The organism is Leifsonella bigeumensis (assembly GCF_039537265.1).
Taxonomy (GTDB): domain Bacteria; phylum Actinomycetota; class Actinomycetes; order Actinomycetales; family Microbacteriaceae; genus Terrimesophilobacter; species Terrimesophilobacter bigeumensis.
Genome location: NZ_BAABAE010000004.1, coordinates 69,266 through 90,505, shown reverse-complemented (window position 1 = coordinate 90,505; position 21,240 = coordinate 69,266). Strand labels below are relative to the sequence as shown.

Genomic DNA, 21,240 nt, shown 5'->3' with positions numbered 1-21,240 from the left:
CATTCTCGCATGCGGAGGCTAGGGTTGTAGCGTGAGCGCTGCGAAGGTCTTCGTCGCCCGCCTGGCCGGGTGCGCCGTTTTCGACCCCGCGGGGGATCGGGTCGGCCGCGTTCGCGACGTGCTCGTCGTCTACCGGCGAAAGGATTCACCGCGTGTCGTGGGTCTCGTCGTCGAGGTTCCCGGCCGGCGCCGCATTTTCCTCTCGATCGGCCGGGTCACGAGCATCGGCAGCGGCCAGATCATCACGACCGGCCTCATCAACCTCCGTCGCTTCGAGCAGCGCGGCGGCGAGGTGCGGGTGATCGCCGAGATGCTCGGCCGGGTCGTCACCTTCGTCGACGGCTCCGGCAGCGCGACGATAGAGGATGTCGCGATCGAGCAGAACGCGCAGGGCGAGTGGGAGGTCCGCGAGTTGTTCCTCCGGCGCCCCAAGACGAGCGCATCCCCCTTCGCGAAGGGTCACACCGTGTTCGCCCCGTGGGCGGACGTCACGGAGAGCTCGAACGACGACCCGCAGTCGGCCCGTCACCTGCTGGCCACCTATGAGGACCTGCTGCCTGCCGACCTCGCCAACGCCCTCCTCGACCTCCCGGATGAGCGCAGGCTCGAGGTTGCGGAGGAGTTGAGCGACGAACGCCTCGCCGACGTGCTCGAGGAGATGCCGGAGAGCGAGCAGGTCGAGATCCTCGAGCACCTCGAGGACGACCGAGCTGCAGACGTGCTCGACCAGATGCAGCCGGATGACGCCGCCGACCTCATCGCCCAGTTGACCGAAGAGCGTGGCGAGACCCTGCTCGAGCTCATGCAGCCGGAGGAGGCCGAGGACGTCCGGATGCTCCTCGCCTACGCCCCGGACACCGCGGGCGGCCTCATGACCACGGAGCCGGTCATCGTCCCGGCCGACACGACCGTCGCGGAGGCGCTCGCGCTCATCCGCCGCCAGGATCTCGCCCCCGCGCTCGGGGCCGCGGTGTGCGTCACCCTGCCGCCCTACGAGCCGCCGACCGGGCGCTTCCTCGGGATGGTGCATTTCCAGCAGATGCTGCGCTACCCGCCCATGGAGCGCCTCGGCACCCTGCTCGACCAGAAGCTCGACCCGGTACCGGCTGACACCTCGGCGGCCGAGGTCAGCCGCATCCTCGCGAGCTACGACCTCGTCTCGGTGCCCGTCGTCGACGAGAACCATCGCCTGGTCGGCGTCGTCACGGTCGACGACATCCTCGACTACCTGCTCCCCGACGACTGGCGAAGCCACGACGAGGACGAGCCGGCGAAGCTCCTGCGCGCCGACACGAGTCCTCTCGAGATCGTCACCACCACTGCTGCGGCTTCGGGAAGGGGGAAGACCCATGGCTCGAAGAGTTGACGCACGACTCGATTCGCCGAAGGGCCTGCGCACTTCTTTCGTCCCCCGGCTGGGCGAGCCGAGCGACCGGTTCGGCCGGTTCACCGAGAGCATCGCCCGCGCCATGGGAACACCATGGTTCCTGTTCGTCCTCACCGTGTTCTGCGCGCTCTGGATCACCTACAACGTCATGGCCCCGGACGGCTGGCGCTTCGACTCCGCCGCGCTCGGATTCACCGCCCTCACTCTCATCCTGTCGCTGCAGGCGTCCTATGCCGCCCCGCTCATCCTGCTCGCCCAGAACCGCCAGGACGACCGCGACCGCGTGCAGATCGAGCAGGACCGCCAGCGGGCGGAGCGCAATCTCGCCGACACCGAGTACCTCGCGCGGGAGGTGGTCGCCCTGCGCCTGGTCGTCAAGGATCTGGCGAGCAAGGACTTCATCCGCGCCGAGCTGCGCTCCCTGCTCGAGGAGCTCGACCGGGACAAGAAGAGCGAAACGGTTGACTGACCTCCGTTCCGAACTGGATCGTGCTCTGGCGACCGTCATCGACCCCGAGATCCGCCGCCCTATCGCCGACCTCGGCATGATCGACTCGGTGGAGTTCGCGGATGGCCGCGCAACGATCGGCATCAAGCTCACGATCGTCGGATGCCCGGCCGCCGACCGCATCGAGCGGGATGTTCGTGAGGCGGCCGGCTCCGTACCGGGGGTCGAGGAGGTGGAGGTGAATGTCGCGGTCATGAGCGTCGCGGAGCGCACCGCCCTCACCGAACGGCTGCAGGGCGCGCGTCGGCGCGAAGTGCAGTTCGGGCCGGAGACGCCGACGCGCATCTTCGCGATCACGAGCGGCAAGGGCGGGGTCGGCAAGTCGACGATCACGGCGAACCTCGGGGTCGCGCTCGCGGCGAAGGGGCTGAAGGTCGGCATCGTCGACGCGGATGTCTTCGGCTTCTCGATCCCCGGCCTCCTCGGCGTCTCTGAGGAGAAGCCGACCCGGGTCGGCGAGCTCATGCTGCCGCCCATCGGCTTCGGGGTGAAAGTCATCTCGATCGGGATGTTCCTGCCGGGGCCGGCTACCGCGGTCTCCTGGCGCGGACCCATGCTGCATCGCACGATCAAGCAGTTCCTGAGCGAGGTCTACTTCGATGAGCTCGACATCCTGCTGCTCGACCTGCCGCCTGGCACCGGAGACGTCGCGATCTCGGTCGGGCAGCTGTTGCCGCATGCTCAGGTCGTCGTCGTGACGACGCCGCAGACCGCGGCCGCGGATGTCGCCGAGCGCAGCGGTCTCGTCGCGCGCAAAACCGGCCAGCGGGTCATCGGCGTCGTCGAGAACATGGCAGGGCTTCCGCAGGCCGACGGCACGGTGCTCGAGCTGTTCGGCACGGGCGGAGGGGCGGATGCCGCGGCGCGGCTCGACGTGCCGCTCCTCGCCTCGATCCCGCTCAGTCTCGCCCTGCGCGAGGGCGGTGACACCGGCGAGCCCGTCGTGCTCTCCCACCCGGAGGACCCCGCCGCAGCTGCCATCCTCGCCCTCGCTCAGCGACTCCTTCAACCCGCGAGGTGATCCATCAGGGTCGCGCAGATCCTCATTCCGTCCCTAAAGCGGCGCAGCTCGAAATTCTCGTTCTCCGCGTGATTGCTCTGATCCGGATTGGCGTAGGGAACCAGCACCGAGGGAATGGCCAGGATGTCGGTGAACGCGAAGTTGGGCAGCGATCCTCCCAGACTCGGCACGACGAAGGGCTCCTGACCAACAGCCTGTGACACGGCCCCGGCGATCAGCGGGATAACGGGATCGTCGGCCGAGGTCCTCGACGGCGGGACGGAACTGAGCCTCACCGTCTCGACCGATCGGCCGTTTCGCGCGAAGTGCTCGCGCAGGAGAGCGAACAGCTCATCGGGGTCCTGATCCGGCACCAGTCGCATGTCGATCCTGGCCGCCGCTTCGCTCGCGATGACGGTCTTCATGCCGGGACCGGTGTACCCGCTGGTCAGACCGGTGATCGTCAGGGTCGGCTGCAGCATCAGCCGCTCGTAATAGTTCGGCCCCAGCGGCGGCGGCAGCTCCGCAATGCCGTAGGCGTCCAGGTGATCGCGCAGATTCAGCGGGAGCCGCGCCAGGTTCTCGCGCTCGGCCTCCGTGGGGGGCCGCACCGCATCGTAGAAGCCTGCCACGGCGACCCGTCCGCTTCGGTCCCACAATGAGGAGAGCGCCCGGACCAGATCCGCGGCCGGGTCCGGAAGCAGCCCGCCCAGGCTGCCGGAGTGGGCATCCTGATTCGCGCCGCGGGCACGCAGCTCGATCCCGAGCTGACCGCGGGTCCCGAGCACCAGCTGAGGCGTGCCGCTTCGGTGGACGGGGCCGTCCGAGGTGATCGCGACGTCGGCGTGGAGGAGCTCCCGGTGCGCACGCACGAGTTCGGCCAGATGCGGACTCCCGACCTCCTCCTCCCCCTCGATGAGCACCTTGACGTTGACCGGCAGCTCCCCGCGCGCGGCGAGAAACGCCCGGATCGCCCAGAGCTGGGCGAGGTGCTGGCCCTTGTTGTCGCTGGATCCGCGCCCGTACATCCGTCCCTCGCGGATGACGGGCTCGAACGGCGGGCTCAGCCAGCCATCGGTCGCCTCGGCGGGCTGGACGTCGTAGTGACCGTAGAGGAGCACTGTCGGCCTGCCCGGGTCCACGATCCGCTCCCCATAGACCGCGCTGGGGCCGTATCCGTCGATCAGACGCGCATCCAGCCCACTGCGGATCATGCACTGCCGCACCGCCTCGGCGCAGCGTGCCAGCTCGCCTGTCGGCTCCGCGCTGACGCCGGCGATCCGGACCAGGGCAGCGAGATCGTCGAGGGCATCGTCGAAACCCTCGTCGATCCGGGAGTAGACATCCGTCAACTCGGTCACGACGCCCGCTGCCCCGCCTCGGGCGCACCGGGCAGCGGGCCGAATACCGGCACCGGGGGTTGCTCGCCGCGAGAGCGCCAGGAAACCTGCACCCGGGTGCCGATCCGGCAGGCGTCGCTCGTCAGATTGCTGAGGAGGCGAGGCCCCTCATCGAGCTCGACGATCGCGACGAGGTAGGGAGGTCGAAGGTCGAGTTCCGGGGCGGCGTCCAGGTGGACCGTGGTTCGCGAGTAGACCGTGCCCAAGCCGCTGGCTGGGACCTCATCGATCTCATCGCTCTCGCAGACGAGGCAGAACGGTCGCGGATAGAACTGATACCGCGAGCAGGTCCGGCACCGTTGGATGAGCAGCTTCCCCTTGCGTGCCGAGGCCCAAAAGGACTCGGTCGTCGGATCGGTCCGGTCGACGATGTTCCCGATGCCGTCAGTCACGGACGAGCACCGCCGTCGCCGCCGTCGAGAACAGTCCACCGATGCCGTGCACGAGGCCGATTCGGGCATCCGGAACCTGCCGCGGACCGGCCTCTCCCCGCAGCTGCCGCACCGCCTCGACGACCAGGAGAAGGCCGAGGGCGCCTGGATGACAGTAGGAGAGGCCGCCGCCGGAGGTCATCGAAGGCAGACTCCCGGCCGGGCCGAGATTGCCCGCCTCCACGAAGCGGCCCGCCTCGCCCCGGGAACAGAAGCCGACATCCTCCAACGCCAGGAGGACGCTGATCGTCGAGGCGTCGTAGGGCTCGAAGACGTCGATGTCGGCGGGCGTCACTCCTGCCCGATGCAGAGCGGTCTCCGCGGCGGCCGCACCGGGCGAGGAAGACAGGCCCGGGAGCTGCGGGATATGCCATTGACGATGGCTCTCGCCGGTTCCCGCCACGTGGATCGGCACACGCGCCGCGTCGCGCGCGCGATCGGCGGTGGTCAGGACGATGGCGCCGCCGCCATCTGTCACCAGGCAGCAATCCAGACGGTGAAGGGGCTCGCAGATCATCCTGGAGGCGAGCACGTCCTCGACGGTCAGGGGGTCGCGCGACCAGGCCTTGGGGTTGAGTCGGGCCCACTGCCTGGCCGCGACGGCGACCGAGGCCAGCTGTTCGGAGGTCGTCCCGTACTCGTATTGGTGCCGTGCTGCCAGCAGGCCGAATTGACCGAGGGGGGCGGGCAGACCGAACGGCTGCTCGAACTGGGGCGACACCGCCTTGTCGTTCCAGTGGTTGAGCCTGCGGCTGGCCCGTGTGCGTTGCCGCGAGGCGTACACCACGAGCGCGACCTTGCACCGGCCGGTCTGCAGGGCGGCCGAGGCATGGCCGAGGAATGCGACGAAGGCCGCGCCACCCAGATCCGAGGAGTCGGCGTAGCTCGGCTGGATCCCGAGGTATTCGCCGACCTGGACCGAACCCTCCTCGCCCATGTAGTTGACGAAGAGCCCGTCGACATCCGACAGACGCAGCCCGGCCTCGGCTAAAGCCTCACGCGCGGCCAGGGCGATCATGGACAGCTCGGAGTGGTCTCTCACCTCCCCGAGCGGGGCCTCGGCGACCCCGGAGATGTAGACCTCACGGCCTGTTTCGGTCATCGACATCGGTACGAGCTCCTTTGGCGAGGCCGGTGGGTTCGACAGGGATAATCTAACCACCATATAGACTAGCTGTCTATCTAGCGATACAGTTCGGATGACATCCTCACCCAACTGGCTGAGCCGATTACGGAGATGAGAGCACAATGTCGGACACGGTGACCGGGCTCGATGCAGACCGCGCAAAGGGCCGGGAGGACTCGACGACCGATCTTGCACCGATACCGTATGCGCAGAGGGTCGCCGATTTCGCGCGCAACCGGCCGACGCGGGCTGCACTGATCTTCGTCGCGCCAGATGGCAGCGAGCGTCGAGTGACCTGGGCGGAGCTGGACCGGAAGGCCAATCAGATGGCCCGAGCCCTCGCCCGTCACGGCGTCGGCGCGGAGTCGCTGCTGGCGATCTGCCTCCCGACCCGCCCCGAGCACATTGTGGCCGCCATCGCCGCCTGGAGGCTGGGTGCATGCACACTCCCGCTCTCGCCGCAGCTGCCGGACCGCGAACGTCGCGAGATCCTCGCGGTAAGCGACTCCTGGCGCCCCACCGTCACCCTGGTCGAGCATCAGGGACAGTATGACGACGACCTCGGCCTCGACCGGTTTCCCGACCTGGAGGACTTCGACGACAGCCCTCTCCCCACGATCGACGCGAAGCCCGGCAAGGCGATCTGCTCGGGGGGCTCGACGGGGCGACCGAAGATCATCCTCGACGATCGGGTGTGGCAGAAGACGCCCGGCCGGGGCAGCTCACTCCACAGCTTCGGGCTGCGGGCCGACCAGGTTCAACTCGTCACGGGCAGGCTTTACCACAACATCGCCTTCAGCCTCACGCACAACGGGCTCTTCGAGGGCCATACCGTGATCCTGCTCGAGAAGTTCGACGCCGCGCTCGCCGTCGATGTCATCGAACGCCATCGGGTCACCTTCCTCGGCATGGTTCCCATCGTCATGCAACGCATCGCCCGCCTGCCGGATGTCATGGACCGAGACTTCTCCAGCATCGAGGCGTTCTACCACAGCGGAGCGGTCTGCCCGGCCTGGACCAAGCGCGTATGGCTCGAGCTCGTCGACCCTGTGCGTCAGTACGACTGCTACGGCGGTGCAGAGGGGACAGGGGTGGTCGCCATCCGCGGAGATGAATGGCTGGATCGCCCCGGCAGTCTCGGCCGCCCCGTCGACACCAGGCTGGCCATTCTCGACGGCTCAGGGAACCCGTTGCCCCCGGGCGAGGTCGGCGAGATCTTCACCGGGCCGGAAGGCGGACCGATGACCTTCCGCTATCTTGGCGCCGAGCCGCCCGAGAAGACCCCGGACGGGCTCGTCTCGCTGGGCGACCTCGGGTGGGTGGATGACGAGGGGTACCTCTACCTCGCCGACCGTCGCGTGGACCTCATCGTCACCGGCGGTGCGAACGTCTATCCGGCCGAGGTGGAGGGGGTGCTCTCCGAGCACCCGGACATAGCGGATGCCGTCGTCGTCGGCGTCGACGACGACGAGTGGGGCAAGCAGGTCTACGCCATCCTCCTGCCGACGGACCCCGCGGCCGCACCCGACCCTGAGGACATCCGGGCGTTCTGTCGTGAACGGCTTGTGCCCTACAAGGTCCCGAAGACCTTCGAGTTCGTCTCGGTCGGATTCCGCGACGACTCGGGGAAGGTGCGCCGGTCTCAGCTGGCCCGCGCCAGAAGCCGTCGCGGATCGCCCGCCCCGAGCCCCCGATTGAAAGACGAGAACGCGTCATGACGAACCAGCCCCTCGCCCTCGTGAACGGCCGACTCATCGACGGGACGGGCGGCCCGGTCCGCGAACGGGCCACGGTCATCATCCACGGCGAGCGGATAGCCGAGATCCTCGATGAGCAGGCACCGCCGGCCACAGCGCGGGTGGTGGATGTCGGCGGCGCGACCATCATGCCCGGCCTCATCGACTGCCACATGCATCATGCGCCATGGGCACAGAGCCTGGTGACCCATCCCGAGCCCCTCGGGCTCCTGATGTCCCGGACGGTGAGCGCCCTGAAGGAGACCCTCGAGTCGGGGGTGACCACAGCACGCGATCTGGGCGGCCTCGAGCGCGGCTTCGTCCAGGCGATCGACCAAGGGGTCATCCCCGGCCCGAGGATGCAGACCTCCTTGATCATCGTGTCGCCAACGAACTCCCTGATGGACCACCATCCGGTATCCGGTGGCGCCATCACCGCCCGCGGCAGGTTCGAGTCTCTCCCCGGACTGCCACTGCCCTGGTGCGACGGACCGGTCGCCGCACGGGCCAAGGTGAGGGAAGTACTGAGGATGGGAGCCGATGTCATCAAGATCGCGATGACGGGGAGCATGACGTTCCCGGCCCGTAGACCCCACCGGCCGCTCTTCACCCAGGAGGAGCTCGCGGCGATCGTCGACGAGGCCCATCTCGAAGGCGTCCCCGTCTGCTGCCATGCGCATGGCGATCCCGGGGCACTGATGGCGGTGCGCGCGGGGGTGGACACCATCGAGCACGGTACCTACCTGTCGGAGGAATGTGCCATCGAGATGGCTGAACGCGGCACATGGTATGTTCCAACAATGTGCATCTCGACGTGGCACAGCACCCTGTCGCCGGAGAGTGTTCGCGCCCATACCGCGAAGATGCCGGAACGCCACCAGGAGAGCATCGCGCGAGCGGTCCGTCTGGGGGTCCGCATCGCCGCAGGCACCGACACCAACAACCGGCACGGCTATGGCCGCACCGGAATGGAACTCGAGCTCCTCGTCGCAGCTGGGCTGAGCGAGGCCCAGGCGATCTCTGTCGCCACAGATGCCTCGAGCCAGTGCATGGGAATGGAGAAGGATGTCGGGACGATCGCGGCGGGCAAGTTCGCCGACCTTCTGATCCTGAAGAGCGACCCATACGAGGACATTCGCATCCTCCAGGACCGCAGTCACCTCGGAGCGGTGATGAAGGGAGGCGAGCTCATGTACGGATCGCTCCCGCCGGCCAGCGATGCCTCCGGAGGCCGTCTCGTGGAGTCGACTGCGTGAGCATGACACCTTCCGAAGCGGCAGAGGAACCGGCCGATCCGGTGAAAAAGGGGTCCGGCGGAACCGCTAACGGTCCCGCGACCGATTACATGGTCGGACCGGTCGCCGCCGCGCTGGACATCATGCTCGAATTCGAGCACGGTCAGCGGGAGCTGCGCGTCGCCGATCTCGCCAGGCGGATCGGCCTCACCAGGAACAAGGCCTTCCGGCTCATCAAGACTCTCGAGTCCCGTGGCTTCCTCCAACGGGTCGGGGATCATTACCGCGTGGGCACCCGGTTGCTGACGCTGGGCGAGCAGGCGGCCAAGCCGATCGAGGCGCTGCGCGCCGCCGCCCAGGCCGAACTGGAGTCGCTCCAGGAACAGACCCAGGAGACGGTCTACCTGCTGGCTCCGGTCGGCAACGAGGCGATCTGCATCGCCAGGATCGAGAGCACCTACTATCTCCGCATCTCGGTCGACGTCGGTGACAAGCGCCCGCTGTACGCCGGCGCCGGGCAGAAGATGCTGCTGGCCGGTCAGGACGAGCAGCGACTGGCGCAGGTGCTCCGCCATAAGGGCCCGGCCTTCACCGAGTACACCATCACCGACGAGACGGAGCTGAGGGCCCAGCTCGAGGACATCCGCCGACGCGGGTTCAGCCTCAGTCTCGGCGAGGTAGACGCCGGAGCCGGAGCGGTCGCCGCGCCGGTCTACGACCATTCGGGGCAGATGGTCGCCGCGCTCGTCGTCGGCGGTGCGATGTCGCGCGTCGCCGGAAATCTGGAGACCGTCTGGCGGGATCTGGTCCTCGCCGCCGCGGGGCGGATCTCGGTCACACTGGGATACCAGCCTGCGTTCTAGGGTCATGTCGCTCGAGCGAGCGACCCCCTCGAGGGCGATTTCGGCGAGGCCGCCGGTTGCTGCCGCGCCGGTCCCCCATGACTGTCCCAGCACGCCGTGTGTATATCTCCTAATCATTGATTAGAGATAATGTCTGTCTAGTGATACATCTTGTGCTACGCTCAGGGCCAACCTGATGGTGAAGACAGCAATACCGGATGCCTCGCGCATCGCATTTCACCCACGACCCGTCGAGGTCTACTCGACCGACTGAAGCAATGGAGCAACGACGATGAAGCGCACCCCAATCGCGACAACCCTCTGCATACTGCTATCGGCAACTCTGATGACCGGCTGCAGCGCTGCGGAGAAGCCGGCGGATCCGGATCCCTCCGAAATGGTTCAGAGCATCCACGACGCGCTTCCCCAGGACATCCAGGATGATGGCTCGCTCACCGTCGTGATCAGCGGTGCAAACCCGCCCTGGTGGGTGACGACTCCCGGAAAGGCCGAGGAGTACACCGGCGCCGGCGCCGAGCTCATGCAGAAGGTGGGCGAGATCATGGGAGTCGACGTCGAGGTCGTCGCGATACCCGACATCTCCGGGGCGTTCGCGTCGATCAGCGCGAAGCGGTACGCCTTCGGCTTCTTCCCCTATGCCGACTCGGTCGGAGGTCCGCGCGAGCGCCCCGGCGCGGAGTTCGTGGACGTGCTCAAAGAGGTCGTGCCCTTCCTCGTGAAGAAGGGCAACCCGGCGAACGTCACCAGCATGGACGACCTGTGCGGCGTCACCGTCGCGGCTCTCGTCAACGCGGCGACCTACAAGGTGGCCGAGGCCCAGGCGGCGAAGTGCCAGGAGACCGGCCAGGATCTGGATGTCCTGGGCATCAAGACCGTTCCCGACGGGATCCTGGCGGTGCGATCGGGGCGGGCCGACGCCTTCTTCACCGGAGGGGCGTCGCTCTTCCACGCGGCGAAGGAGTCCAAGGGCGAGCTGGAAGTGGTCGGCGATGAGTATGACAACGGTTTCGCCGGACAGTTCATGGGCGCGCTGCTCCCGAAGGGATCGGACCTGACGCAGCCGCTGCTCGACAGCTTCCAGATCCTCTTCGACAACGGCGACTACGTTAAGATCATGAAGAAGTGGGGTCTGGACAGCGAGATCATCGAGAAGCCGGGCGTGAACCTCTACGCCGACTGGCTCGCCGACAACCCCACCAAGTAACGTGGCGATGCCGTCGAGAACTCAGCCCGAAGTGGAAGAACCCGTCGTGTCCCACCAAGACGCCGCCGTCGACGTAGCTGAAGCACGTTCGCCGCGCCGTCCGTGGACCTGGGTGATCACCGCTATCGCCTTGGTCTTCGGCGCATGGCTCGTACAGCTGCTCCTGACCAATCCCAACTTCGAGTGGGACGTCGTCGCGACGTACCTGAACAGCGAGACCGTGCTCCAGGGCGTGGTCATGACGCTCTTCCTGACGGCGACGGCGATGGCGATCGGGCTCGTTCTCGGCGGCATCCTCGTGGTGTGCCGCATGTCCGACAACGTGGTGCTCCGGGTGCTGGCGTCGGCCTACATCTGGTTCTTTCGCGGCACCCCTCAACTCGTGCAACTGATCTTCTGGTTCAACATCGGACTCCTCGTCCCCGTGGTGAGCATCGGGATACCGTTCGGCCCGACCTTCTTCTCGGCCGAGTCGAACGAGCTCGTCACGCCCTTGCTCGCCGCCATCGTCGGACTCGGCCTGCATGAGGCCGCCTACCAGGCCGAGATCTACCGCGGTGGGCTCCTGTCCGTCGACGAGGGCCAAGTGGAGGCGGCGAAGGCGCTCGGCATGAAGCCGGCGCGGCTGTTCTTCCGGATCCAGCTTCCGCAGGCCATGCGCTTCATCGTCCCCCCGACATTCAGCGCCATCATCGGCATGGCCAAGGGCACGTCGCTCGTGAGCGTCATCGGAGGCGCAGAGCTGCTCTTCTCCGTGCAGGAGATCTACAGCCAGACCTATCAGACGATACCCCTGCTCATCGTCGCCAGCCTCTGGTATCTCTTCATCACGACCGTGCTCAACGGCGTGCAGTTCTTCATCGAGCGCCATTACGGACGCGGGGCCAGTCGCAACGGCAGCGCATCCATGATCGGTCGATTCTTCGATCGACGGGCCGTCAACAGAAGCATCAATCTGACCCGGGGAAGCGAATCATGAATGAACCGGTCCTGCGCATCAACGCGCTGCGCAAGCAGTTCTCCGGCGTCGAGGTTCTGAAGGGAATCGATCTGGAAGTGCGGATGGGCGAGACCGTCGCCATCCTCGGCTCCTCCGGATCGGGAAAGTCGACTCTTCTGAGGTGTGTGAACTGCCTCGAGATCCCCACCGGAGGGTCGGTCTGGCTCGACGGCGAGATCATGGGCTATCGAAGGGAGCGGAACGGAGCGCTGCGTCGGCTGACCGAGAGCCAGATGGCCGTGCAGCGCAGGAAGGTCGGGATGGTCTTCCAGAACTTCAACCTCTTCCCGCACTGGACCGTGCTCGAGAACATCGCGGACGGACCGCGGTCGGTCCTTCACCTGTCCAAGAGCGATGCGAAGGAACGGGGCATGGCGCTCCTCACACGCGTCGGGCTGCAGGATCGGGCCGATGCCTACCCGCGGCAGCTCTCCGGCGGCCAGCAGCAGCGCGTGGCGATCGCGCGCGCACTCGCACTCGAACCGGCCGTGCTGCTCTTCGATGAGCCGACCTCCGCCCTGGATCCGGAGAACGTCGGCGAGGTCACCGACGTCATGAGCGCCCTGGCCGAGAGCGGCGCCACGATGCTCGTCGTGACCCACGAGTTGGGATTCGCGCGTGCCGCGGCGGACCGTGCCGTGTTCATGCATGACGGCGTCATTCTGGAGCAGGGAACCCCTGCGGACGTCTTCGATCACGCCCGCGAGCTTCGAACTCAGGAGTTCATGCGCAAGACCCTCGTGTGATTCGATCCCGCTCGTCCCGGGGCGTGGCGATCGGGACCCGTCGCTCGAGATGCGTTACGGCTCGATGAGTCGAGCTAGCAGTTCGGTCAGCAGGCGCTCGGTGAGCGGCGCAGGCAGCGCCTCGACGAGAGCCAGGAACGGCGCGAGCCGGTCAGGCAGGGCGGCAGCGCTCCCAGCCGATTCCGCATCCACCGCGCCCGAGGGGGCACCCGCCCCGGTCGGTGCGAGCCCGATCGAGCCGAGCAGCGACCAGGCGGTCTGCGAGTCGAGCGGGGCGGCATCCGGATGCTGCAGCGCGCCGAGCGCCTCGGCCGGCAACGCAGCCAGCACATCGGCCGCGGAGACGGCCGGCACCCCACGCACCTCGTCCGCTGCGGCGCGCAGTGCGGCGGAGAGCTCCGGCAGCACCGCCTCGGTAACCGGCGTGATCGTGAGGTGGGTCGTCGACGGCAGACGCACGCCGTTGGGCTGGAGCAGACCGGGCTGCAACTGCAGCAGGAACCCGTGCGTGCGCACCTGGTCGGCCCAATGGTGCGGGTCGACCCGGCGCTCGGCCGACACGCTCTCGTCGGTCGCGACCGCGAAGAGCGGCCCGACCGGGTTCCCGACCACGCGCAGGCCTTCGATGCCGCCGACCACGGCACGCAAAGCCGCCGTCGACCGCGCACAGCTCGCTGCGAGCTCGGCGTAACCGTCTTCCCCGAGTGCCCGAATGATCGCCCAGCTCGCCGCGAGCGCCCCCGCCGACTTCGATCCGAGCATCGTCGGGTTCACCACCGGATACCCCGGCCAGCGGGTCGTCGCGAAGTACTGGGCGCGCTGCCGGTCGCGGCCGCGCTGCAGCAGCACCGAGGCGCCCTTCGGCGCGTATCCGAACTTATGCAGATCGGCGCTCACGCCCGTGACGCCAGTAACCCGGAAGTCCCAGGGTGCGACATCGTCCAGCCACGGAAGGACCCATCCGCCGATGCAGGCGTCGACGTGGCAAGCTATGCCGCGCTCTGCCGCCGCCGCCGCGACTACGACGATCGGGTCGAGCGCGGCGTACGGATAGCTCGGGGCCGAGACGACGACGAGGGCGACATCCTCACCCATGCGCTCGATCATGGCAGGTGCGTCACATATTCCCTCCGCACCAACCGGTACGAGGTCAAGTGCGAGTCCGAAGTAGTGTGCAGCCTTCTGGAATGCCGCATGCGCCGTGACGGGTGCGAGCAGGCGCGGCACGCCGGCATCCGGATGCGCGGCGCGCCAGTTGTCGCGCGCCGTCTTGACCGCGAGCAGGCAGCTCTCGGTGCCGCCGCTCGTGACGGTGCCGACGACGTCCCCGTCCCCGTGGAGCACGCGCCGCGCGAAGTCCAACACCTCGCGCTCCATGGTCGCGACCGAAGTGAACGTCGTCGGGTCGAGCCCGTTGACCGGCTGCACCATCCGGATGGCCGCCGCCGCGAGTTCGTCGAGCCCGGCGAGACCGCTGTCGTACACGTAGGAGAGCACGTGACCGCCGTGGGTCGGAGCATCGGCGTCGCGCAGCCCCTGCAGGCGCGCGAGGATGTCGGCCGGCTCCTGCTGGAACATCATCGGCCGATCGTGTTCTTCCGCAGCCGGTAGCGCGCGAGGGTCACGAGGCTCAGGCCGAGGATCGCGGCCGGGACGACGCTGAAGCTCAGCACGATTCCGGCGATCGCGGCGGACGACTGCACGACCTCGACGCCCGCGGTCGACTCGGCGTACCCGGCGATCGCGAGCACGATCGTGAGGACCGTCGCCCCGAGGGCCATTCCCGTCGTCTCCCCCGCGGTCCACATGCCGCCGAAGGTGCCGGCCTGGCCATCGCCATGGGCGACCGCGTCGTCGGAGATCACGTCGGGCAGCATCGCCATGGGCAGCGACTGCATACCTGCGTAGGCCGCTCCGGCGACGGCGACCGGCAGGTAGACCCAGGCGCCGGGCGCCCACAGCAGGCCGAGGAGGCTGAGCGCGGCGAGCCCGAAGATGATGCTCGCCCAGACGAACCCGCGCTCCTTGCCGATCCGGTTCGCGATCCTGCCCCAGAGCGGCGCTGCGAGGAGGGCCGGTGCGATGAGGGCGATGAAGAGGAACGTCACGGCATCCTCGCTCTTCAGCACCCAGGTCGCGACGTATTGGGCACCCGCAAGCATGAGCCCCGTCGCGAGCCCCTGCAGGAGGAATGTCGCCAGGAGGGCGCGGAACGGCTGGCTGCGCTTCAGGGTGCGGAAACCCGCCGCGTAGTTCTCGCGGATCGAGGCCGGCTTCTCCGCAACAGCGGGAACGAGACCCTTCTTCGCGACGAAACTCGAGGCGAACATTCCCGTGCCGATCACGAGCCCTGCGACGACCGCCATGAGCAGGTAGCCGAGGAACGTGCTCCCACCGCCGAGGCTCCGCAATGCGGGGCCACCGGCCCCGAAGAGCAGGATCGCGAAGGTGAGCACGACGACGCGCCAGGTGAGCAGGCGGGTGCGCTCGTCATAGTCCTGGGAGAGTTCGGCCGGCAGCGCGATGTAGGGCACCTGGAAGAGACTGAACGCGGTGGCGGCGAGCACGAAGGCGACGAGCACCCACCCGCCCGCGACGAGCGGCGGCATCCCGGCCGGTACGGCGAAGGTCAGGATGAAGAACACCGGGAGCAGAATGGCGCCGAGCACCATGAACCGCCGGCGCGATCCGGTGCGGGCGAGGTCGCGGTCGCTTCGCCCGCCGATGACCGGGTCGATCACGACATCCCACACCTTGGCCGCCGTCACGAGGATGCCTGCGACCAGCGCCGTCACCCCGAGCGTGTCGGTGAGATAGTAGACGAGCACGAGACCCGGCAGCGTGGCGAAACCGCCCGTGCCGAGTGAGCCGATGGCGTAGCTCGCGATGGTGCGGTTCGGGAGTCGGGTGGTGGCGTTCGAGCGCTCCGTTGCGGTCATTCACCAGAGTGTAGCGTTGGCAGCATGCCCGGTACATTCCTGCCGCGCGAGGTCATCGATGACCTCGTCGGCGATCTCAGTTCGTCCCGATCGACCCACGTGCCGGTCACTGCGCCGTTCACCGGCGAGAAGCTCCACGACCTGCCGTACAGCACGGTCGAGGATGTCGCTGCCGCCGCCGACCGCGCGCGGCTCGCCCAGCTGGGCTGGCAGGCGGCGGGCTTCGCGCACCGGCGCAGGGTGCTGCTGAAGGCCCACGACCTCCTCCTGGAGCGGCGCGAGGCCCTGCTCGACACCGCCCAGACGGAGACCGGCAAGACCCGCGGGCAGGCCTTCGAGGAGGTCTTCCAGTCCGCCTCGGTCACCCGCTACTACGCGTTGTCGGCCCGGCGCATCCTGAAGACGCGGCGACGCAGGTCGACCATCCCGCTCGTGGTTCAAACCCGCGTGGGGTATCGGCCGAAGGGCCTTGTCGGGGTCATCACTCCGTGGAACTTTCCGCTGAGTCTCGCCGCCATGGATGTCGTCCCCGCGCTCGCCGCAGGGAACGCCGTCCTGCAGAAAGCCGACAACCAGAGCGCGCTCACAATCCTCGCCGTTCGCCGTGCCTTCATCGACGCGGGCATTCCGGCCGACCTCTGGGCGATCGTCACGGGTGACGGCGCCGTGATCGGCAACGCGGTCAATGATGTTTCGGACTATCTGAGCTTCACCGGGTCGACGGCGACGGGAACCCAGGTCGGCATCCGGGCGGCGACGGCGCTGCGCGGCGCCTCGCTCGAACTCGGCGGTAAGAACCCGATGATCGTGCTCGACGACGTCGACCCGGTCAAGGCGGCGCGTTCGGCGGTGTACGCCTGCTTCTCCTCCATGGGGCAGATGTGCGTCTCGATCGAGCGCATCTATGTGCAACGGCCTGTCGCCGATGCCTTCACGGCCGAGTTCGTCAGGCAGACGAAGGCGCTCGTGCAGGGTGCCGCGTTCGACTATTCGACGGATGTCGGCTCCCTCACTCTTCCCAGCCAACTGGAGAACACGCAGGCCCACGTGAAGGATGCGGTGGCCAAGGGCGCGACGGTGCTCGCCGGGGGCGCGGCGCGCCCCGACCTCGGCCCGCTGTTCTACGAGCCGACCGTGCTCACCGGGGTGACGGATGCCATGGAGTGCTTCGGCAACGAGACTTTCGGTCCCGTCGTGGCGATCTCCGTCGTCGACTCCGTGGAGGAGGCCGTGCTCGCCACGAACGACTCGGAGTACGGGCTCAACGCCGCCGTGTTCAGCGGCTCCCGGCGCAGGGCTCGAGAGGTGGCCTCAACGATCGACGCAGGGAGCGTCAACATCAACGAGGGCTATCGTGCGACCTTCTCGGCGGTGGATGCCCCCATGGGCGGGATGAAGAAGTCGGGACTGGGGCGGCGGAACGGACCGGAGGGCATCCTGCGCTTCGCGGAGCCGCGCACGATCGCCGAGACGACCGGGCTGCTCACCCTGCCGCGTGTCGGCAGCGAGTTCGCGAAGCTCGGCGGCCCGCTGCTTCTTCTGCTGCGGACGCTCAAGGCGCTCCGCCGGCGTTAGGTGGCCTCGGCGTCGAAGGGCGCCTGCTTGCCCTCCTCCTCGAGGCGACGCTTGCGCTTGGCGTAGGCGGAGTCGGCGATCGGCGGTGCTGAGGCCGTCGCGACCTCCTCGGTGAGCGCCTCCCGGATGATGCGCCGCGGGTCGTACTGCCGGGGATCGAGCTTCTTCCAGTCGACCTCGTCGAAGTCGGGACCCATTTCTTCGCGCATCCGGTCCTTGGCGCCGTCCGCCATCTTCTTGAGGTTCTTGACCAGGCGGGCCAGTTGCGAGGCGTAGTAGGGCAGCCGCTCAGGACCGAGCAGGAACACCGCGAGGATCCCGATCACCAGGAGCTTCTCGAAGGTCAACCCGAACACCAGTTCAGACTAACCCGTTCTGGAGCCGATCGGCTCTAGAGTTGAGGAGGCTAAGGAGCATCGTGGCAGGCAAAGAATCCGACTGGAAGCACGCCGAAGAGTTCGTCGTCGAGAACGACGACCTCGCGCAGGCGCGCGCCCACTCGCTCGAGCTGGGCATCGAGCCGATCACCCCCGCCATGGGCGCCCAGCTCGCCGTGCTCACCGCGGCGACCGTGGCCACCAACATCATCGAGATCGGCACGGGCGCGGGGGTCAGCGGCCTGTGGATGCTCGCGGGGGCGCCGCAGGCGACCCTCACCTCGATCGACATCGAGGCCGACTACCAGCAGTACGCCCGCAAGTCGTTCCTCGACGCGGGCGTCCCGGCGAACCATGTGCGGCTCATCGCCGGCCGCGCGCGCGACGTGCTCCCGCGTATGAACGAGAATGCCTACGACGTCGTGCTCATCGACGCCGACCCGCACTCGGTCATCGAGTACGTCGAACACGGGCTGAGGCTCGTGCGCGTAGGCGGGGTCGTCGTCGTAGCCCACGCCCTCTGGCGCGGCCATGTCGCCGACCCGGCGTACCGCGACGATGTCGTCGCCGGCTACCGCAGCCTCCTGCGTGAGCTCTCCGCCTCGGATGCGGTCATCAGCGCGCTCTCCCCCGTCGGCGACGGGCTGCTGCAGCTCACCAGGGTCGAGGAGTAGCGGGTGGACCGCTTCCAGGTGGTTCCGGCCGCCTACCTGTTCTTCCGGCGCGGCGAGGATATCCTGCTCCAGTTGCGCGAGGGCACCGGCTTCATGGACGGGCACTGGGCCGCAGCCGCCGCCGGCCACGTCGAGGAGGGTGAATCGGTACTCAAGGCCGCCTGCCGGGAGGCGCTCGAGGAACTCGGGGTCGTCATCCGGCAGGAGGACCTGACACCGCTTACCGCGATGCATCGCACCCAGGGCAACCATCGCGCCATCGACGAACGCGTCGACTTCTTCTTCGAGTGCCGCAACTGGGAAGGCGAGCCGCGCCTCCTCGAGGCAGACAAGGCCGCCGACCTCGGATGGTTCGCGCTCGACGCGCTCCCGCATCCGGTCGTTCCGCACGAGAAGCACGTGCTCGACCTATGGCACGCAGGAACGTTGCCGCCCGTCGTGACGTTCGGGTTCTAGCCCGCCACGCTACTTCGCGGCGGCGACCACTCCCGCGAGGGCGTCGTGGAGTTCCTTCGCTTCGGCGTCGTTCACCGACACGACGAGGCGTCCGCCGCCTTCGAGCGGTACGCGCACGATGATGAGTCGACCCTCCTTAACAGCCTCCATCGGCCCGTCACCGGTCCTCGGCTTCATGGCTGCCATGAATGGTCCCCTTTCCTGGAATCTCCATCCATTATCCCGCATTTGCACGCGTCCCGAAAACCGCACTGTCTACGGCGGCGTCCAGTCGTAGCCGTCGACCCACCAGCAGTAGTAGCTCCACACCCACTGGCCGGCGACGAACAGCACCACGAGAAGCACCCGATACCAGCGGGAACGCGGCTGTGCGAGCGCCCCGGCGAGCGGGAACATCGGGATGAGGAGGCGGAAGGTGCTCGACTGGGGAAAGAACACCGCGAGAAGGTAGATCCCGTAGCCGGCGACCCAGATACGCAGGGTCACACCGATGCGGCGCGCCCACGGCGTGAACAGGAAGGCGAAGAAACCGGCGACGACGAGAACGAGCCGAAGGATCCCGAGCGGCCCCGGCATCCAGAACCTTGCGCCCTGCAACCACGGCGTGAACGGGACGAGTTCCCGGTAGCCGAGGTAGGGAACGCGCCAGGCCAGCTCGGTGTCGGTGTAGGCGGTCAACGAGCCGGTCACCATCCAGGCCAGGAAAGGCCAGGCGAGCCCCATGAGGCCGCTGAACACGGCGACACCGGCCGCAAGGACGCGCTCCCATACCGGGAACGGGTCGCGCGCACGCGTCACCAAACGGTGGATGATGTGCAGGCCGAGCGCGAGCGCGAAGGCGAGCCCGCTCGGCCGAGTGAGCGCCATGACGGCGATGACCGGAATGAGCGCGACATAGCGCCTCTGCAGGAGCAGCCACAGCGCGAGGGCGAGCAGGAAGGCGTGCATCGATTCGGCGTAGGAGACCTGCAGGATCGGCGAGAGCGGGCCGATACAGAACAGCACGACCGCGAAGAGCGCCGTCTCCCCCGGCAGCACGAGCCGGAACATCCGGTAGACCACGAGTGCCGCCGCGAGCGAGAACGCGACCGAGACGAACACCGATACCGGCGCCCACGGCAGCCCGGTGATCACCATGAGACCGCGCACCAGCAGCGGGTAGCCGGGCATGAACGCCCAGGCGTTCTCGCCGACATGCCCATCCGCGGTGAGGGGAAGTACCGACGGATACCCGGACGCCGCGACGATGTGGTACCAGGTGCTGTCCCACAGCTGGGCGAAGGACAGGTAGTCCGGATGCGCGCCCGTCCACGCGTTCACCGGCTGGCGCGCGGCGAACCAGAGCAGGATCCCGGTCGTCACAACGCGCGAGAGCGCCCACACTACGATGACCCGGAGCCACCATGGGGTCATCCGGTAGCGGATTCTCACCCGCTTTCCCAGGGGCTGTCCTGCGAGGCTCGGCTGGTTCGAGCCCGACCGGCTCACGGCCCGGTCAGCCACGCCCTCAGTCCCCGCTCGCACTCGGTGATCTGCGCGGTGTCGACGCGCTCGTCGTCTGCGTGGGCGAGGAGCGGGTCGCCGGGGCCGTAGTTCACCGCGGGGATGCCGAGCGCAGAGAACCGGGCGACATCCGTCCAGCCGTACTTCGGCATCGCGGTGCCGCCGACCGCCGCGAGGAACTCCTGCGCGAGCGGGGCGTCGAGGCCGGGCCATGCACCCTCCGCGAGGTCGACGACCGTGAACTGCGAGTCCGGGATGTCGGCGAACAGTGTGCGCACATGCTCGATGGCCTGCTCGCCAGAGCTGCTCGGGGCGAAACGGTAATTGATGGCGACCGTGCACTCATCCGGGATGACGTTGCCCGCGACCCCGCCGGAGATACCGACAGCGTTGAGGGACTCCCGGTACACGAGCCCGTCGACCTCGACCTCGCGCGGGGTGTAAGCGGCGAGAATCTCGAGGATGGGGGCCGCCCCGTGAATCGCATTGCGGCCGACCCAGGAGCGGGCGGAGTGCGCGCGGAGCCCACTCGTCGTGACGTCGACGCGGAGGGTGCCGTTGCATCCGCCCTCGACGAGAGCGTTCGTCGGTTCGCCGAGGATCGCGAAGTCGCCGGTGAGCAGGTCGGGGCGGTTGCGGGCGAGCCGCCCGAGCCCGTTGAGGTCGGCGGCGACCTCCTCGTGGTCGTACCAGATCCAGGTCACGTCGACCGTGGGCTCGGTGAGCTCCGCAGCGAGCTTGAGCTGGACCGCGACGCCCGCCTTCATGTCGACCGTGCCGCGACCCACGAGGTCTTCACCCTCGAAGCGGGTGGGGAGGTTGCCATTGACCGGGACGGTGTCGATGTGCCCGGCGATGACGACGCGGTGGGAGCGACCGAGGTTCGTCCTGGCCACGATCGCGTCGCCGTCGCGCACGAGTTCGAGGTGTGCGCATCCGGCCAGCGCAGCCTCGATCGCGTCGGCGAGCGCCCTCTCATTGCCAGACACGGATTCGATGTCGCACAGCGCCCTCGTCAGCTCGATCGAGGACGCGGTCAGGTCGAGGCTCGGCACCCCGCAAGCCTATCGACCCCGTCCC

21 protein-coding genes are annotated in these 21,240 nt (G+C 68.0%); 12 read left to right on the top strand and 9 right to left on the bottom strand.

The window, feature by feature from the left end; all coding sequences use genetic code 11:
• Positions 1 to 31 precede the first annotated feature (31 nt).
• Genes ABD678_RS12830 through ABD678_RS12820 form a run of 3 tightly spaced genes read left to right on the top strand, consistent with a single transcriptional unit; the run spans position 32 to position 2,916 of the window.
• Positions 32 to 1,366: a magnesium transporter MgtE N-terminal domain-containing protein gene (locus ABD678_RS12830; RefSeq protein WP_344757392.1), complete on the top strand. Its 1,335-nt coding sequence runs from the start codon at positions 32 to 34 to the stop codon at positions 1,364 to 1,366.
• Positions 1,350 to 1,856, top strand: coding sequence for a DUF1003 domain-containing protein (locus tag ABD678_RS12825; protein ID WP_344757390.1), 507 nt, complete (start codon positions 1,350 to 1,352; stop codon positions 1,854 to 1,856). The genes ABD678_RS12830 and ABD678_RS12825 overlap by 17 nt, the downstream gene beginning before the upstream one ends.
• Positions 1,849 to 2,916: a P-loop NTPase gene (locus tag ABD678_RS12820; RefSeq protein WP_344757388.1), complete on the top strand. Its 1,068-nt coding sequence runs from the start codon at positions 1,849 to 1,851 to the stop codon at positions 2,914 to 2,916. Before ABD678_RS12825 ends, ABD678_RS12820 begins: the two co-directional genes overlap by 8 nt.
• Here the strand turns inward: ABD678_RS12820 and ABD678_RS12815 are convergent.
• The 3 genes from ABD678_RS12815 to ABD678_RS12805 are packed head-to-tail and all read right to left on the bottom strand — an operon-like array spanning position 2,901 to position 5,834.
• Entirely contained in the window at positions 2,901 to 4,256 is a 1,356-nt protein-coding gene (locus tag ABD678_RS12815; protein WP_344757386.1) for a M20/M25/M40 family metallo-hydrolase, read from the bottom strand. The genes ABD678_RS12820 and ABD678_RS12815 overlap by 16 nt on opposite strands.
• Positions 4,253 to 4,687 carry a Zn-ribbon domain-containing OB-fold protein gene (locus ABD678_RS12810; protein ID WP_344757384.1) on the bottom strand — a complete coding sequence of 145 codons (435 nt, stop codon included), beginning with the start codon at positions 4,685 to 4,687 and terminating at the stop codon, positions 4,253 to 4,255. Before ABD678_RS12810 ends, ABD678_RS12815 begins: the two co-directional genes overlap by 4 nt.
• Complete coding sequence (locus ABD678_RS12805; RefSeq protein WP_344757382.1) at positions 4,680 to 5,834, bottom strand: acetyl-CoA acetyltransferase; 1,155 nt, start codon at positions 5,832 to 5,834, stop codon at positions 4,680 to 4,682. The genes ABD678_RS12810 and ABD678_RS12805 overlap by 8 nt, the downstream gene beginning before the upstream one ends.
• A 140-nt stretch (positions 5,835 to 5,974) precedes the next feature.
• Here ABD678_RS12805 and ABD678_RS12800 point away from each other — a divergent pair, with 140 nt between their 5' ends.
• The 6 genes from ABD678_RS12800 (at position 5,975) to ABD678_RS12775 (ending at position 12,636) form a co-directional block, all read left to right on the top strand.
• The gene (locus ABD678_RS12800) at positions 5,975 to 7,570 is read left to right on the top strand and encodes an AMP-binding protein (protein WP_344757380.1); all 1,596 of its coding nucleotides are present in this window, start codon (positions 5,975 to 5,977) and stop codon (positions 7,568 to 7,570) included.
• Entirely contained in the window at positions 7,567 to 8,844 is a 1,278-nt protein-coding gene (locus tag ABD678_RS12795) for an amidohydrolase family protein (RefSeq protein ID WP_344757378.1), read from the top strand. The genes ABD678_RS12800 and ABD678_RS12795 overlap by 4 nt, the downstream gene beginning before the upstream one ends.
• A gap of 2 nt (positions 8,845 to 8,846) precedes the next feature.
• The gene (locus ABD678_RS12790; RefSeq protein WP_344757376.1) at positions 8,847 to 9,686 is read left to right on the top strand and encodes an IclR family transcriptional regulator; all 840 of its coding nucleotides are present in this window, start codon (positions 8,847 to 8,849) and stop codon (positions 9,684 to 9,686) included.
• 325 nt (positions 9,687 to 10,011) lie between these two features.
• A complete protein-coding gene (locus tag ABD678_RS12785) occupies positions 10,012 to 10,890 on the top strand; it encodes a transporter substrate-binding domain-containing protein (RefSeq protein ID WP_344757374.1) in 879 nt (292 codons plus the stop codon).
• Positions 10,891 to 10,936: 46 nt separating this feature from the next.
• A complete protein-coding gene (locus ABD678_RS12780) occupies positions 10,937 to 11,869 on the top strand; it encodes an amino acid ABC transporter permease (protein ID WP_344757372.1) in 933 nt (310 codons plus the stop codon).
• Positions 11,866 to 12,636, top strand: a complete 771-nt coding sequence (locus ABD678_RS12775) for an amino acid ABC transporter ATP-binding protein (RefSeq protein WP_344757370.1) — start codon at positions 11,866 to 11,868, stop codon at positions 12,634 to 12,636. The genes ABD678_RS12780 and ABD678_RS12775 overlap by 4 nt, the downstream gene beginning before the upstream one ends.
• A gap of 54 nt (positions 12,637 to 12,690) precedes the next feature.
• Here ABD678_RS12775 and ABD678_RS12770 read toward each other — a convergent pair whose 3' ends face one another.
• Both ABD678_RS12770 and ABD678_RS12765 read right to left on the bottom strand, forming a co-directional pair.
• Positions 12,691 to 14,217 carry a pyridoxal phosphate-dependent decarboxylase family protein gene (locus tag ABD678_RS12770; RefSeq protein ID WP_344757368.1) on the bottom strand — a complete coding sequence of 509 codons (1,527 nt, stop codon included), beginning with the start codon at positions 14,215 to 14,217 and terminating at the stop codon, positions 12,691 to 12,693.
• Positions 14,214 to 15,575: an MFS transporter gene (locus ABD678_RS12765; protein ID WP_344757366.1), complete on the bottom strand. Its 1,362-nt coding sequence runs from the start codon at positions 15,573 to 15,575 to the stop codon at positions 14,214 to 14,216. Before ABD678_RS12765 ends, ABD678_RS12770 begins: the two co-directional genes overlap by 4 nt.
• Positions 15,576 to 15,599: 24 nt before the next feature.
• Between ABD678_RS12765 and ABD678_RS12760 the strand changes: the two genes are divergently transcribed.
• Positions 15,600 to 17,150: a succinic semialdehyde dehydrogenase gene (locus ABD678_RS12760; protein WP_344757364.1), complete on the top strand. Its 1,551-nt coding sequence runs from the start codon at positions 15,600 to 15,602 to the stop codon at positions 17,148 to 17,150.
• On the opposite strand, the gene ABD678_RS12755 is transcribed toward ABD678_RS12760, so the two are convergent.
• Positions 17,147 to 17,506: a Sec-independent protein translocase family protein gene (locus ABD678_RS12755; protein WP_344757362.1), complete on the bottom strand. Its 360-nt coding sequence runs from the start codon at positions 17,504 to 17,506 to the stop codon at positions 17,147 to 17,149. The two genes, ABD678_RS12760 and ABD678_RS12755, sit on opposite strands and share 4 nt — an antisense overlap.
• Positions 17,507 to 17,568: 62 nt before the next feature.
• Here ABD678_RS12755 and ABD678_RS12750 point away from each other — a divergent pair, with 62 nt between their 5' ends.
• On the top strand, positions 17,569 to 18,201 hold the full coding sequence (locus ABD678_RS12750; RefSeq protein ID WP_344757360.1) for an O-methyltransferase: 633 nt from the start codon (positions 17,569 to 17,571) through the stop codon (positions 18,199 to 18,201).
• A gap of 3 nt (positions 18,202 to 18,204) precedes the next feature.
• A complete protein-coding gene (locus tag ABD678_RS12745) occupies positions 18,205 to 18,657 on the top strand; it encodes an NUDIX hydrolase (RefSeq protein ID WP_344757358.1) in 453 nt (150 codons plus the stop codon).
• Between the two features lie 9 nt (positions 18,658 to 18,666).
• Here the strand turns inward: ABD678_RS12745 and ABD678_RS12740 are convergent, their stop codons facing one another.
• The 3 genes from ABD678_RS12740 to dapE form a co-directional block, all read right to left on the bottom strand.
• Positions 18,667 to 18,843: a DUF3117 domain-containing protein gene (locus tag ABD678_RS12740; protein WP_092108645.1), complete on the bottom strand. Its 177-nt coding sequence runs from the start codon at positions 18,841 to 18,843 to the stop codon at positions 18,667 to 18,669.
• 69 nt (positions 18,844 to 18,912) lie between these two features.
• Entirely contained in the window at positions 18,913 to 20,160 is a 1,248-nt protein-coding gene (locus ABD678_RS12735) for a hypothetical protein (RefSeq protein WP_344757348.1), read from the bottom strand.
• Entirely contained in the window at positions 20,142 to 21,215 is a 1,074-nt protein-coding gene (gene dapE / locus ABD678_RS12730; RefSeq protein WP_344757346.1) for a succinyl-diaminopimelate desuccinylase, read from the bottom strand. Before dapE ends, ABD678_RS12735 begins: the two co-directional genes overlap by 19 nt.
• Between the last annotated feature and the right edge of the window lie 25 nt (positions 21,216 to 21,240).